Here is a 15626-nt window from a genome sequence, read left to right on the forward strand (position 1 = left end):
ATAATTTAGGCGCATCTTTTAACTTTTATTAAAAATAAGATACATGAGTCACATAAAACCTATTTGTATTTCTGCATTTGCAATGCTTGTTTTAGCAAGCTGTGGAGCAGGAAAACAAGCATCAATTACTGTTGCTGCACAAACATTGACACCAATTGCAATTCCGGTAACAACCGTAAAAAAAGCACCAGTTTCTGAGAATGATTTAAAAAGATGGAGCCATTTAGATTTGGTGAAAGATACTATTCCGGGAATGAGCGTTGACAGGGCTTACGTCGAAATATTAAAAGGAAAAACAGGCCAGAAAGTAATTGTAGGTGTTGTTGATTCAGGTATAGATATTGACCACGAAGATCTAAAAGGAAAAATCTGGACCAATACAAAAGAAATTCCAGGAAACGGAATCGATGATGATAAAAATGGTTTTATAGATGATATTCACGGATGGAATTTTCTGGGAGATGCTGTAGACGAAAATCTTGAAATGACTCGTATCATTAAAAAAGTAGACGACGGATCTGCAGAATATAAAAATGCTCTGGCTCAGTACAACGAAAAAATGAGCAAGGCATTAGAAAGCAAAAAACAAGTAGATTTTTTATTAGATGTTCATAACACGATAAAAAAAGCGTTGAACAAATCAACTTATAAAGCCGAAGATTTAAAATCACTTACTTCTGTTGATCCCAAGTTGGCGCAAAGCAAAATGGTGATGAATCAGGTTTTTGCTAACTCTGACGATGATTTTGATCCAGAAGCTGAGCTTGAAGAATACAGAGAACAGGTTTACAATGAATTGAATTTTAATTTAAACAAAGATTTTGACGGAAGAAAAATAGTGGGAGATAATCCAGATGATATCAATGATAATCATTACGGAAACAATACTGTTTTTGGTCCAAATAAAGAAAAAGCACTTCACGGGACTCACGTAGCCGGAATAATAGCACAGCTTCGCGGCAACAATTTGGGAGGAGACGGTGTTGCAGAGAATGTTGAAATTTTACCAGTTCGATCTGTTTCTGATGGTGATGAATACGATAAAGATATTGCACTCGGAATTCGTTATGCAGTAGATAATGGAGCAAAAGTAATTAACGGAAGTTTTGGAAAAGGATTTTCTCCGCATAAACAATGGGTTTTCGATGCTTTAAAATATGCAGCCGATAAAGATGTTTTAATTGTTCATGCAGCAGGAAACGACGGTTATGATATTGATGATGTAAAAAACATCAGTTATCCAAATGACGCTCAAGATAATGTTAAAGAGTTTGTAGACAACGTAATAACAGTTGGAGCCATAAACAATGCTTACGGAGAAAATGTTATCGCAGATTTTTCTAATTTTGGAAAAATAAATGTTGATGTTTTTGCGCCGGGTGTAAAAATTTATGCAAGTGTACCAAACAACAAATACCAATATTTAGAAGGAACATCAATGGCATCTCCTAATGTTGCTGGAGTAGCAGCATTAATTCGTTCTTACTATCCAAAATTAACGGCCTCTCAAGTAAAACACATCTTGATGGATTCAGGGATTTTACTTCCTGCAACCGTAAATTTAGGTGAAGACGGAGCACCGAAACCAGCTGCGGAAACTTCTACAACAGGTAAAATAGTTAATGCATACAATGCCTTATTGATGGCTGAAAAAATGTCTAAAAACTAATTAAGATAAAATACTAATCCGATGGAAGAGTGGCAACTCTTCCATTTTTATTAAAACAACCATGCGAAAAATTATACTATTATCCTTTCTGAGTTTAGGTTTAAACACTGCATTTGCACAAAGTGCTCCCTATTGGCAACAACATGTTGATTACAAAATGGAAGTATCAATGGATGTAAAAACCTACCAATATAAAGGGAAACAAGAATTGGTTTATACCAATAATTCTCCTGATACTTTAAGAAAAGTTTTCTACCATTTATACCCAAACGCTTTTCAGCCAGGAAGCGAAATGGATGCTCGTTTGCATTCTATAAAAGATCCGGATGCAAGAATGGTAAATAAAATAAAAGACGCTGACGGCAAAGATATTAAGCAAAGCCGAATTGAAACTTTAAAACCAAACGAAATAGGATTTTTAAAAATCAGCAATTTTAAGCAAGATGGCGTAACAGCACAGACAAGAACTTCAAATACTATTTTAGAAGTAACTTTGGCTAAGCCTATTTTACCAAATTCTAAAACAACTTTTACGTTAGATTTTGACGGTCAGGTTCCGGTTCAAGTTCGTCGTTCTGGTAGAAATAATAAAGAAGGAGTTGAACTTTCGATGTCGCAATGGTATCCTAAATTAGCTGAATTCGATTTTGAAGGCTGGCACGCAGATCCTTATATTGCAAGAGAATTTCACGGGGTTTGGGGAGATTTTGATGTAAAAATTACAATAGACGCAGCATACACAATAGGAGGTTCTGGATATTTACAAGATAAAAATCAAATTGGTCATGGATATGAAGATGCTGGCGTAACAGTTACTTATCCAAAAAAAGCAAAAACGCTGACTTGGCATTTTATCGCGCCAAACGTTCATGATTTTACCTGGGCCGCTGATAAAGATTATACGCATGATATTGTAAAAGGACCAAACGATGTTGATTTGCACTTCTTCTACAAAAACGATCCAAAAACAACTGGAAATTGGAAACAATTAGAGCCTTTAATGGTAAAAGTAATGGATTACTACAATCATAAAGTAGGCGCTTATCCGTACAAACAATACTCATTTATTCAAGGTGGAGACGGCGGAATGGAGTATGCAATGTGTACTTTGATGCTAGGAAGCGGTACTCTTGAAGGAATTTTAGGGACTGCAACACATGAATTAGGACATTCTTGGTTTCAGCATATTTTAGCTTCAAACGAGTCTAAACACCCATGGATGGATGAAGGTTTTACAACCTATATTGAAGACAGCGCTTTGAATGAATTAAAAGGAGATAAAAAAGAAGTAAATCCTTTTAAAGGAAATTATACCTCTTACTATCAATTAGTTCAATCAGGAAAAGAACAGCCGCAAACTACTCACGGTGACCGTTATGACGAAAACAGACCTTACAGTGTTTCATCTTATATAAAAGGAAGTATTTTCTTGTCGCAATTAGTTTATGTTATCGGACAAGAGAATTTAGATGCTACTTTAAAAAGATATTTTAATGATTTTAAATTCAAGCACCCAACGCCAAACGATATCAAAAGATCTGCGGAAAGAGTTTCTGGAGCAGAATTAGATTGGTATTTAATTGACTGGGCTGAAACGACTAACACAATTGATTATGGAATTAAAAATGTAGAAGATAATTCAGGGAAAACTACAGTTAGTCTAGAAAGAATTGGAAGAATGCCAATGCCAATAGATTTAAAAGTAGAGTATACAGACGGAACTTCTGAAGCTTTCTACATTCCGTTAAGAATGATGAATTTCATTAAGCCAAATCCAAACCCGAACGAGAAAAGAACTGTTTTAGCTGATTGGGCTTGGGCACAGTCAAACTACAGTTTTACAATCGACAAAAACAAAACAGCAATCAAAAAAATCACGATCGATCCAAGCGGATTAATGGCTGATGTAAAAGCTGCAAATAATGTTTTTGAAGTGAAGTAATTTCAAAAAGAAATCAAATAAAAAAAGCCCTTAAAACTAATTTTAAGGGCTTTTTCTTTTTCAAATTTATCTAAGGATTTTATGTTGTTTTTATCTCTGTAACAACGGTTGTTTCTTCTTTCTTAAAAGGAAATAATTTTCGGTAACTTGCCGATCTCCACAACCATTCGATTGGTCCGTAATTGAATTTTGAAAGCCACCATTTGCTGATAAACAATTGAAGAATAAAAACAAAAACAGCCAAGGTAAAGTAAAACCAATACGGCATTGAGTCTGCAATCCCAAAACCAATTCCGGAAAAGATAAAAGCACCCAATATATTTTGTGTCATATAATTGGTTAAAGTCATTTTTCCGCCGGCACTAAAATAACTGAAAATCGTTTTTAGTTTTCCATTTGTATACAATAAAGAAATCCCGGTTGCGATAAAAATCATTGTACTTAAAAACAACCAATAAATTGGATGAAAGATTTTGAAAATGGCAACTTGTTTATAAAAAATGATCAAATTAAAACCTACACCAATAATAAGGGCTATGGCTAAACTAATCCAAAGTGTGCGTTTTAATACTTTTTTCAATTCGTTTAAACGATTAAAGAAATCTAATTTTTGAAGCAAGAAGCCAAAAAGCATGCACGCAAACATTACAATATGTGCAGTAATGGCGTATCCGGGAATAATAATTTGTTCGTAAAATGAAGCCAATAAATTAAATCTAAAAAAGTCGATCCAGTTTCCGGAATGATATAGTTTTAAATATTCAGGATTAGTGGCAATTTCAGGATGTTCGACTTTCAAACCATTAACATAAGCCATTACAAACGGAATAGTAAGAACAAGAACGCCTGAAATTATGGCCAATGTTTTAGCAGAACATTTGTAAAAAAGCAACATTACTAGTCCTAAAAAAGCATAATCTTTTAAGATGTCTCCAAGCCAAAAAGCCGAATTAATAAAAGCCAATACAAAAAGCAAGATCATTCTCCAGGCAAAAAATGTGACTGGGTTTTTGCCTTTCGCAGCTACATTATTAATTAAAATTGCGAAGCCATAGCCAAATAAGAGCGTTAATAAAGTCCAAGACTTTGCGGCAAAAAAATACCGGTTAAAATAAATAAGTACTTCAGATAAAATACTGTTGTTGATTTTGTGAGGCACACCGATGTATAAAAAATCAGAGTAATTGCCAATAGCAACACCTAAAATTGCCCAGCCTCTAAGGATATCGACAATAGCAGTTCTTTTGCTTTGTTCGATCGGATGATAAGAATTTGTCATTTGATTAACATTTTTGTTTGTGATTTGATTGATGATTTAAGATAAACTTGAAATTATTTTAACGCAACCAAAAGTAAGAAAATTATGTAATTGGCAAATTTTATCTTAATTTATTTTAATAAAAAAATGCATCATCATAAAAGACAGGCTTTTATAATGATGCATTTTTTAAAATGAGCATTTTTTTAGTTTTTCTATAAAATTTCTCCCCAGCTTTTTTCGTCCTTCAATAATAATTCTCTTAAAATCTGAACTGGAGGCATGCCGTTATCCAGCATGGCGTCGTTAAATTTTTGCAGGCTGTAATTACTGCCTTCTTGTTTTTTATAGTCTTCACGAAGTTTTAAAATTTGTAATTTTCCTAAAGTATAAAACAAATAACCTGGATCGTAAGTTCCTCTTAAAGCTTCCTGACGTGATGGTTTATCGCCTTGATACCAGTTATTCATGAAAAACTTAGTGGCATCATCAACATTCATTCCGTGACAATGAGTATTGATCGAAACACATAAACGACAAATTCTCAAAAGTGCATCGCCAGATTGCGCCAAACGATATTTTGCGGCTTTAATCGGATCTCCGTTGTTGCCGTATCCTTCGTCAATCATCATTTTTTCAGTATAATGCGCCCAGCCTTCAACATAAGCATAACTCATAAAAACCTTTTGTATTTTAGATGTTTTAGAAGCATTCGAATGTAAAAATTGTGTATAATGTCCAGGATATGCTTCATGAATAGAAACAATATCAGTTGTATAATAATTAAATTGTGCCAGCCAATCTTCTTGCTGTTTTGGTGTCCATTTAGGATCTACGGGAGTTATGTAGTAAAAAGCCTGAGTAGCTTTTGTCTCAAACGGACCGGGAGAATCCATAGAAGCAGTGCTTGTAGCACGTGCATAAGCAGGAGTTTCCTGAATTTTGACACGAACTTCCGAAGGCATCGTTACGATTTTATGATCAATTAAATATTGACGAATTGCTTCGATATTCTTTTTGGCATCTGGAATAAGGTTTTGAGCCGTTGGATGCTCTTTTTGCATGTCATTATAAACGTCAATCGGTTTTTTATTTGGGTTGATGATTTTTGCTGCAGCATTAAAAGAAGCCTGTTCTTTTTTTAATTCCTTTAAACCAATTGCCAAAATTTCATCTGGAGACAATTTAATTTCTTCCTGATACAACAGCATTTTTTTGTAGTTGTCTACACCAATTGCATATTTGTTAGTCGCTTTTGGCAGTTTTTCTTTTTCTAAAAATGCGGCATAATCATTAATGGCCGCAATCGCATTTTTATTGGCTTCTGTAAAAGCCTTCATTAAACTGTCGTTTTTAACACTTTTTAAAGCAACTAATAAATCATTTCCCAAAAACGAAGCAGAACCTTTTGCAATATCGATCGCTAATTGAATGTGAGGCAGGGCAAGTGAATCCTGCAAGTTTTCTTTAGCATCTTTATAAATTCTCGGCGCTTCTTTTTCAATGGCAATAATCGATTTTATTTGTTGTTCTAACGGAGCAAAATTTCGTTGAATATAAATGTTGACATCAATTGCGCCCGCATATGTCATGGGGTTTTTGTTGAAAGGTTTTAAATCTTCAAAAGAAAATAATTCGTTTTTGACATTCGATTTAATGATTTTCCAATCGTAGTAGTTTTTTTTGTTTAAAGCAGAAGAATCAATAGCAGCGAATTGGCTGTCGAATTTTTTAAGTGCAGCAATTCGGGCAGCAATAGTTTTTTTATTAAAGTGGCCTACTTTTCCGTCGTATTCGTGAAGTCCTAAATAAACACCCATTTGCGGGTTCCATTCTAGATTTTGGGTAATGTATTCTTCAGATAACTTCAGAAAAGCTTCGTCGCCAGATCCTGAAGAATCGTCCTGTTTTTTATTACAGCTAAAAATCGAAAAAAATAAAATGGAAGATAGAATGAAAATATTTTTCATAATGTTTTTGGTTTGAAAATAGGTTAATTAAATAATTGAAATTCAATAAATAACAATCAAAAATAGCAAATTTTCAAACCAAAAACGGATTTTTTATGCTCCTAAATGTTCCAGCATATCTTTTGTCATTGACTCAAGATCAAAAGTATGTTTCCAATCCCAATCTTCTCTTGCAGACGAGTCATCGATACTTGCCGGCCAGCTGTCCGCAATTTTCTGACGGAAATCTGGATTATAGGTAATTTCAAATTCAGGAATATGTTTTTTAATTTCTGCAGCAATTTCGGTCGGAGTAAAACTCATTGCAGCCAAATTGTATGAAGAATGTATTTTGATTTTTTCAGCCGGAGCTTTCATAATATTGATGGTGGCTTCAATAGCATCATCCATATACATCATCGGCATTTTGGTTTCAGATGACAAAAAGCATTCGTATTTTTTATCGGCGATCGCTTTATAAAATATATCAACCGCATAATCTGTAGTGCCGCCCCCTGGAGGTGTCGACCAGCTGATTAAACCTGGATAACGAATACTGCGAACATCAACACCATAAATATTATGGTAGTATTCGCACCATCTTTCGCCAGATTGTTTACTGATTCCGTAAACTGTAGAAGGTTCCATAATAGTATACTGCGGTGTATTTTCTTTTGGAGTCGTTGGTCCAAAAACAGCAATACTCGATGGCCAGAAAATCTTTTTTATTTTTTTTGCTTTCGCCAAATTCAAAACGTGAAATAATGAATTCATATTTAGATCCCAGGCAAATGCAGGATTTTTTTCGGCTGTAGCAGACAAAAGTGCTGCCATCAAATAAATATCGGTAATTTGATGCACCTCAACAAGATGTTCAATTTGATTAAAATCTAAAGCATTGACCACTTCAAAAGGTCCAGAATTTACAACGTCAGTATTTAATTTTCGAATATCAGAAGCAATTACATTTTCTGTTCCGTATAACTTACGCAGCTTTTGAGTCAACTCTGTCCCAATCTGACCGCAAGCGCCAATGATCAATATTTTTGGATTCATTTATGAAGATTTTAGTATGGCAAATATAACGTTTTCGCAAATAATTTTACTTTTTGCGAGATGAAATTATAAATTTAATAAAGATAAAGTTTGTTTTTTGGATTATTCTCGAAATGAAATTTAACCGCAAAGCACGCAAATTTTTAATCAATAAGTTTTTTTTAAAACAAAAAGTTCGCAAAGCTAAATGTTGAACTAGCTTTGCGAACTTTATCTTTTCTAAACTTTCTATAAGATAGGAAACTTTGCGTGCTTTGCGGTTAAATTTCACAAGCAAATAATAACAACGATTTATAGAATCTTTAGCAAAAATCAGAATTCGTAATTGTAAATTTACTTTGTAACTTTGTAGCTTAATGTTTTACCAAATGAAATATAAAATATCTCTTTTTCTGCTTTTGATTTTTGTACTGAATTCATGTCAAAATGAAGATGAAAAACGTCGTGCTGAAAACGAAAAAGAAGCTAAAAAAAAGGAAATCATTTTTAATAATATAAATAAAGGCTGGGTTTTCATCGACGAGCCAATTAACGATATCGCACAACAAAAAATAAGTTCGTGGACTGAATGGCGCGATTTTTTAAAAGAAATCGGAGATAAACCAAGAAAGACAATTGGAGCTTTTCAAAAAAAGTCAAAAGCGATTTCAAAAAAAGCAATGGCTTTAAACAATAATATTCCTCCAGAATTTAACCAGCCTGTAATCAAAAGCCGGATTTCTATTTTGATTACCAAAGTCAGAATGTTGGATTTGTTTATTAATTTAAATAAAATTCCAGATGAAAAAGTGACTTTTTTAATTGGAGATATCAACAAAGAACTGGTTTCATTAGAAAGACAAATGGATAAAATTGTCGAAAAGGCTAAAATTCCGAAAGAAGAAGGAGAAGCTGATTTTCTTAAAATGTTAGATACAACACGCGCGATTCCGAATACGCCTTTAGATAAAAATTTACAAGTTGAGTAAAAACGCCTTATATACAATGTATGACAATCTGCCTAAAACACAGCAGATTGCCACACAATTACTAGAACAAAATCAAGTGAAAATGCATCTCAGCGGTTTGTTGGGTTCTGCAGTTTCATTTGTAATACGTGCCGTTTTCAAGAAAGCCGAATTGCCATTTTTAGTTGTTTTAGACAATAAAGAAGAGGCGGCTTATTACTTGAATGATCTCGAACAAATGATTGGCGAACAGGATGTTTTGTTTTATCCCGCTTCATTTCGCCGTCCGTATCAAGTTGATGAAACAGACAATGCAAATGTTTTGCTTCGAGCTGAGGTTTTAAACCGAATAAATTCTCGAAAAAAACCGGCCATAATTGTTACATATCCAGAAGCACTTTTTGAGAAAGTAGTGACGCGTCAGCAATTGGATAAAAACACGTTGAAAGTTTCTTTAAACGATAAAATTTCAATTGATTTCATTAATGAAGTTTTGTTCGAATACGAATTCAAAAGAGTCGATTTTATTACAGAACCCGGCGAATTTTCAGTTCGTGGAGGTATTGTCGATGTGTTTTCTTTTTCAAACGATCATCCGTATCGAATTGAATTTTTTGGAAATGAAGTAGACAGCATCAGAAGCTTTGATGTAGAAACACAATTGTCTGTTGAAACACATAAAAAAATTACCATTATTCCGAATGTCGAAAACAAGATATTTCAGGAAAACAGAGAAAGCTTTTTAGATTACATTGCTGAGAAAACGGTACTTTTTATTCAAAATACAGACGGACTTTTTAGTCAACTTGATAAACAATTTGCAAGAGCAGAAGAAGCTTTTGGAAAACTTTCGGGAGAAATAAAACACGCCGAACCAGAACAATTATTTTTAAATCAGGCTTCGTTCATTAAACGCGCTTTAGATTTTTCGATAGTAGAATTGGCTTCAAAACCCATTTTTAAAACCACTAAAAAATTCGAATTTCATATTCAGCCTCAGCCCTCTTTCAATAAACAATTTGATTTGCTGCTGAATAACCTGAGCGATAATCATTTTAACGGATACAAAAATTATTTGTTCTGTTCGAATGAAACGCAGGCCAAACGTTTTCATGATATTTTTGAAAGTCTTGATGAAGCGAATTCTGAGAACATAAGAAAACAATACCACACTATTGTATTGCCTTTATACCAAGGTTTTATAGATGAAGAAAATCAGATAACGGCTTATACCGATCACCAGATTTTTGAACGTTATCATAAATTCAACATCAAAAACGGTTATTCGAAAAAGCAGAATATTACGCTTAAGGAATTAACAGCACTTTCGGTGGGTGATTATGTAACGCACATCGATCACGGAATTGGAAAATTTGGCGGTTTACAGAAAATTCAAGTGGAAGGGAAAACGCAGGAAGCCATCAAATTGGTTTATGCCGATAATGATATCGTGTATGTCAGCATTCACTCGCTTCATAAAATTTCAAAATACAACGGAAAAGACGGAACGCCTCCAAAAATCTATAAATTAGGATCGAACGCCTGGAAAATTTTAAAACAAAAAACCAAAGCGCGTGTCAAACATATTGCATTCAATTTGATTCAGTTGTATGCAAAACGCCGTTTAGAAAAAGGTTTTCAATTTGCGCCGGACAGTTATTTGCAAAACGAATTAGAAAGTTCGTTTATTTATGAAGATACGCCAGATCAAACTAAATCAACGGCAGAAGTAAAAGCCGATATGGAAAGCGATCGCCCAATGGATCGTTTGGTTTGCGGTGATGTTGGTTTTGGAAAAACAGAAGTTGCCATTCGCGCTGCTTTTAAAGCGGTTGACAACAGTAAACAAGTTGCTGTTTTAGTCCCGACAACAATTTTGGCTTATCAGCATTTTAGAACTTTTTCGGAACGATTGAAAGATATGCCGGTTTCAATAGGTTATTTAAACCGATTTAGAACGGCAAAACAAAAAGCACAGACTTTAAAAGATTTGGCTGATGGAAAACTAGATATCGTAATCGGAACACACCAATTGGTCAACAAAAATGTAGTTTTTAAAGACTTAGGTTTGTTGATTGTCGACGAGGAACAAAAGTTTGGAGTTAACGTAAAAGACAAACTGAAAACCATTGCAGCTAATGTTGATACGCTTACATTAACAGCAACGCCAATTCCGAGAACTTTACAATTCTCATTAATGGCAGCGCGCGATTTATCCGTTATTACAACACCTCCGCCAAATCGTTATCCGATTGAAACGAATGTTGTTGGTTTTAATGAAGAAATAATTCGTGATGCAATTTCGTATGAAATTCAGCGAAACGGACAAGTTTTTTTCATCAATAACCGAATAGAAAATATAAAAGAAGTTGCCGGAATGATTCAGCGTTTGGTTCCAAATGCAAGAGTTGGAATTGGTCACGGACAAATGGACGGAGCAAAATTAGAGGAATTGATGCTGGCTTTTATGAACGGAGATTTCGACGTTTTGGTGGCGACAACAATTATAGAAAGTGGTCTGGACGTTCCAAATGCGAACACAATTTTCATTAATAACGCCAATAATTTCGGATTGTCAGATTTACATCAAATGCGTGGGCGTGTTGGGCGAAGCAACAAAAAAGCATTCTGTTATTTCATTTGTCCGCCATATTCATCTATGACGGAAGATGCAAGAAAACGTATTCAGGCGTTGGAACAATTCAGTGAATTGGGAAGCGGTTTTAATATTGCAATGAAAGATTTGGAGATTCGTGGTGCTGGAGATTTATTAGGTGGAGAACAAAGCGGTTTCATCAATGAAATTGGTTTTGATACGTACCAAAAAATCATGAATGAAGCGATTGAAGAATTGAAAGAAAACGAGTTCAAAGATTTATATCCGGAAGAAAATAATATCGATACTAAGGAATATGTAAAAGACATTCAAATTGATGCCGATTTTGAGCTTTTATTTCCAGATGAATATATCAATAACGTTTCAGAACGTTTGGTTTTATACAACGAATTAGGCACTATAAAAGACGAAGCTGGTTTACAGGAATTCGAAAGAAAGCTAATTGACCGTTTCGGACCTTTACCAAAACAAGCAACTGCCTTACTAAACAGCATCCGTATAAAATGGATTGCTACAAAAGTCGGAATCGAGAAATTAGTATTGAAACAAGGTAAAATGATTGGTTATTTTGTGTCAGATCAGCAATCTGATTATTATCAGTCAGTGAAGTTTAGAAATGTTTTAAATTTTGTTCAGAAGCATAGTAATCTTTGCAAAATGAAAGAAAAACAAACCGTAAACGGATTACGTTTATTATTGACTTTTGAAAATGTGAAGTCAATTAAACGAGCTTTGGAATTGATGGAATTGTTTGAGGAATAAGTTTTTTAAAAAAGCCACGAATTCACGAATTATTGAGAGTGAAATTTCTTAAAATTCGTGGCAAAAATAAAATTAAAAAATGGCGTATGAGATTTCCATACGCCATTTTCTTTTAAACTAAAAATGACTATTTAACGATCAGTTTTTTAGTAACATTAAAATCTTTAGAAGCAATATTTACAATATACATGCCGGATGCCAAATGATGATTGATTTGTCCTGAAGCAGAAAGTTTGTCTGTTAAAACCGTTCTCCCATTCATGTCAGAAACCGTAATTGAAGCTGCATCTCCATTTTGTAATTCTGGCAGTAAAACATGAAATTCATTGTCTGTTGCTGGGTTCGGATAAATGCCGATTACTTTTTCAGTTTCAGAAACATCATCAATTTTTATAGATGCTTTTCCTGTTCCAATAGTTGTTGGTTCCAATTGCCATTGCGCACTGAACCATCCATCTTGTGAATTTCCGTATTGAGCAGATCCTGTTTGGTTTTCAACATGAATAATATTTCCTGATTGCCATCTGTTTCTTAGTCTTACCCAAGTTCCATCAATATAGTCGCTTGACCATTGTGCACTCCAGAAAGTAGTATCTGTTATGTTACATTGAACACTTCCAGTCTGACCTTCAATATTAATTAACTCTCCAGTTGCTACATTTTTAAGTACAAAATAAGTGGCATCAATAGCGATTTTTTGCCATTTGTAGCTGTTGCCTGAAACTGTTGCTCCATAACCAACGTTTGTTCCGGCATCAGATAAATAAGCTCCAGTCCATCTGTTTTTGATTGTGAAATATGTTCCTGTTGAAGAAGAAACGGTTATGGCACAAGTTGCTGTTTTTGCTCCATCTTGAGTTGTAACTGTAATCGTTGCAGCGCCCGAAGCGACAGCAGTTATTAATCCTGATGTATTTACAGTGGCAACGGCAGTATTATTTGAACTGTACGTTACTGATTTATTTGTTGCTGTTGAAGGATTAACTGTTGGTGTTAATTGCTGTGTTGCGCCAACTGATAGAGTTGCAGTTGTTGGAGCTAAAGTTACGCTTGTAACAGCAACAACGCCAGTTCCGGGATTAGAATCGTACCAAGTATTATTCATGTACCAGCCTGTTTTATTTCGGCTTAAGTCGGCAGTTTGGTTCGTTCCGTCGTTAAAAATTAAATTAGTTGAAGTTACATTTGTAAAGGTATAACTGTACCAGCCATTTCCTGCATCGATCATGTTTACACCTGGCCAAGTTGCATTTGCTAAAACTCCCGCAGGCAGAGCACTCCAATAATAGATTTTAATTGCAGTTCCCCAGTTTGATGGCTTATAGAAATAAACCGTAAAATTAGTATTTGGATTTACGGTAATTGCTGCAACTGCGGTCTTATTTCCGTCTTGTGTTGTTGCAGTAATATTTGCTGTTCCAGCTGCAACAGCTGTTACAAGTCCGATAGAATTTACCGCTGCAATCGCTGTATTGCTAGAACTCCAAGTTATATTTTTGTTTGTTGCGTTTGCCGGAGCAATTGTTGCAGAGAGCTGTTGCGTATTTCCAGCATATAAACTAGCTGTAGTTGGTGAAACACTAACTGACGCAACCGGAATCGCAGCAACGGTTATTGCTGATGTTGCTGTTTTATTTCCATCAGCAGTTTTAACAGTAATAGTAGTCGTTCCTGTAGCAACTGCCGTAACTAATCCAGAAGCATTTACAGTAGCAACGGCTGTATTACTTGATGTCCAAGTAAGATTCTGATTGGTAGCATTTGCTGGTGCAATAATTGCATTTAATTGTTGCGTAGATCCTAAACCAACAGTTGCAGTTGTCGGATTTACAGAAACTCCAGTTACTGCAACAACAGGAGCATTAGTATTGGTTAAAACTAAATATTCATAAGCAGCAAACGTTCTTGTTGTGCCTGTTGTTAAAGTTACAGAAGCATTGTTATTGTACGGATTTACATAGGTTCCTGCTAAGGCAGCCGGAATATTATATGATTTAGAAGCATTTCTTAAATTCGACATTACAATAACTTTTTCTGTGCCTAAAGTTTTGGTGAAAATACTAATGTCATCATTTGCATAAATCGTTAAATCACCGCGTCTTATAGCAGCACTCGAAGTTCTAAAATTTAAGATTTTAGCAAAATCAGCAGCTGCAGTTGGGTTTTGTGACCAATTGAATTTAAAATTTGTCCAAGGCCAATCGGTTTTTGGTTCATAATCAATTTCTTGTCCGCTCATTAAAAAAGGAACACCTTTCATATAAGCTGAAACTAAGAAGTTGGCCACAATTCCGTTATGATTATTAAAGATTATAAAAGGTCTTTGTACACCATTATCGTTCGTATACGTATCATGATTTCCTGTATATCGAACAGCTTGATTTGAACCCGTTGCATTTGCATATTCGTAATCGTTTATGGTTTGAAAACGTGTTGAAACCGGACCACCGGCAGCCACATCTTTTAAAGCATTCCAAAACCATCTGTCGCCAAAATTCATGTCAAAACCAGCTGTAAAGTTGGCTTGTCTGTCTCCTTCTGCTAACATTAATAATTTATGAGAAGAAATTCCTCTGATATTTGAAATAACTTCTGACCAAAAATCAAGCGGAGGATTATTTGCATAATCGCAACGGTATCCATCAACATTTGCTGCCAAGATCCAATATCGCATAGCATCTTTTATAGCGCCACGTGTAGCTGAGCTATTAAGGTCAAGCGCTGCAATATCTGAAAAGTTGCCTAATTGCTGAATTGTTGTACCGCTTCTCATATAATACTCAGGATGCGTGGTTGTCCAAGCATTATCCCAAGAAGTTCCATTAATGGCAATGTCTAAAATAACGGCCATTCCGCGGCTGTGAGCGCCATCCACTAAAGTTCGTAGATCTGAAAGCGAACCGTACTCTGATCCAACGGCTTTAAAATCTTTAATGCAATAAGGTGAAGCTGAGCTTCGAGAATCAGTACCGTGCGGGTAAATTGGCATTAAATAAATAACATTGGTACCGAGTGCTTTTATATTGTCTAATCGGGCGGTTACTCCGGCTAAATCTCCGTTAGCACTAAACGGACGAATATGTACCTGATACATGTTTACATCTCGAGTATCTGGAACACTAGCGAATGGCGTGCCGTACTGAGGCGGATCTTGTGCATAAACTGAACTTGCAAATAATAATAGAAAACAAACTAGTGTTTTCATGATATGAAATAATCTAGTGGTAATTTTGATTTTCATAATAATAGTTTTTTGAATGCTTGTCGGCATTTCTAACTAAAATTCATTCTCACTCGCATTGTTTTTAAATTCGACAAACATTTTGTGGTTAATAGTTTTCAAGTAGTAAAATTTTTAATTTTTGTCCATAAGACATAGGGATTGCCACGAATTTCACGAATTAGCACAAATTTTAATCTGCAGCT

At 34.8% G+C, this 15626-nt stretch carries 8 protein-coding genes; 4 read left to right on the plus strand and 4 right to left on the minus strand.

Annotated features, from left to right (window positions below):
- The first annotated feature begins 43 nt into the window (after nt 1-43).
- Nucleotides 44-1669, plus strand: a complete 1626-nt coding sequence (locus IRZ83_RS07165) for a S8 family peptidase (RefSeq protein ID WP_194567795.1) — start codon at nt 44-46, stop codon at nt 1667-1669.
- A gap of 61 nt (nt 1670-1730) precedes the next feature.
- Nucleotides 1731-3611: a M1 family metallopeptidase gene (locus IRZ83_RS07170; RefSeq protein WP_194567797.1), complete on the plus strand. Its 1881-nt coding sequence runs from the start codon at nt 1731-1733 to the stop codon at nt 3609-3611.
- Between the two features lie 79 nt (nt 3612-3690).
- Here the strand turns inward: IRZ83_RS07170 and IRZ83_RS07175 are convergent, their stop codons facing one another.
- The 3 genes from IRZ83_RS07175 to IRZ83_RS07185 all read right to left on the minus strand — a co-directional run bounded on the left by IRZ83_RS07175 (nt 3691) and on the right by IRZ83_RS07185 (nt 7874).
- Nucleotides 3691-4890 carry a DUF418 domain-containing protein gene (locus IRZ83_RS07175; protein WP_194567798.1) on the minus strand — a complete coding sequence of 400 codons (1200 nt, stop codon included), beginning with the start codon at nt 4888-4890 and terminating at the stop codon, nt 3691-3693.
- A 194-nt stretch (nt 4891-5084) separates the two neighbouring features.
- Nucleotides 5085-6839: a DUF885 domain-containing protein gene (locus IRZ83_RS07180; protein WP_194567799.1), complete on the minus strand. Its 1755-nt coding sequence runs from the start codon at nt 6837-6839 to the stop codon at nt 5085-5087.
- A gap of 93 nt (nt 6840-6932) precedes the next feature.
- Nucleotides 6933-7874 carry an L-threonine 3-dehydrogenase gene (locus tag IRZ83_RS07185; protein ID WP_029271529.1) on the minus strand — a complete coding sequence of 314 codons (942 nt, stop codon included), beginning with the start codon at nt 7872-7874 and terminating at the stop codon, nt 6933-6935.
- A gap of 368 nt (nt 7875-8242) precedes the next feature.
- Here IRZ83_RS07185 and IRZ83_RS07190 point away from each other — a divergent pair, with 368 nt between their 5' ends.
- Both IRZ83_RS07190 and mfd read left to right on the plus strand, forming a co-directional pair.
- Nucleotides 8243-8842 (plus strand): hypothetical protein, encoded by a 600-nt coding sequence (locus IRZ83_RS07190; RefSeq protein ID WP_029271530.1) that lies wholly within the window; start codon nt 8243-8245, stop codon nt 8840-8842.
- Nucleotides 8835-12200 carry a transcription-repair coupling factor gene (mfd, locus tag IRZ83_RS07195; protein WP_194567800.1) on the plus strand — a complete coding sequence of 1122 codons (3366 nt, stop codon included), beginning with the start codon at nt 8835-8837 and terminating at the stop codon, nt 12198-12200. The genes IRZ83_RS07190 and mfd overlap by 8 nt, the downstream gene beginning before the upstream one ends.
- A 127-nt stretch (nt 12201-12327) precedes the next feature.
- On the opposite strand, the gene IRZ83_RS19490 is transcribed toward mfd, so the two are convergent.
- Nucleotides 12328-15441, minus strand: a complete 3114-nt coding sequence (locus tag IRZ83_RS19490; protein WP_228520670.1) for an Ig-like domain-containing protein — start codon at nt 15439-15441, stop codon at nt 12328-12330.
- Nucleotides 15442-15626 lie beyond the last annotated feature (185 nt).

The organism is Flavobacterium sp. JLP (genome assembly GCF_015350755.1).
Lineage (GTDB): Bacteria > Bacteroidota > Bacteroidia > Flavobacteriales > Flavobacteriaceae > Flavobacterium.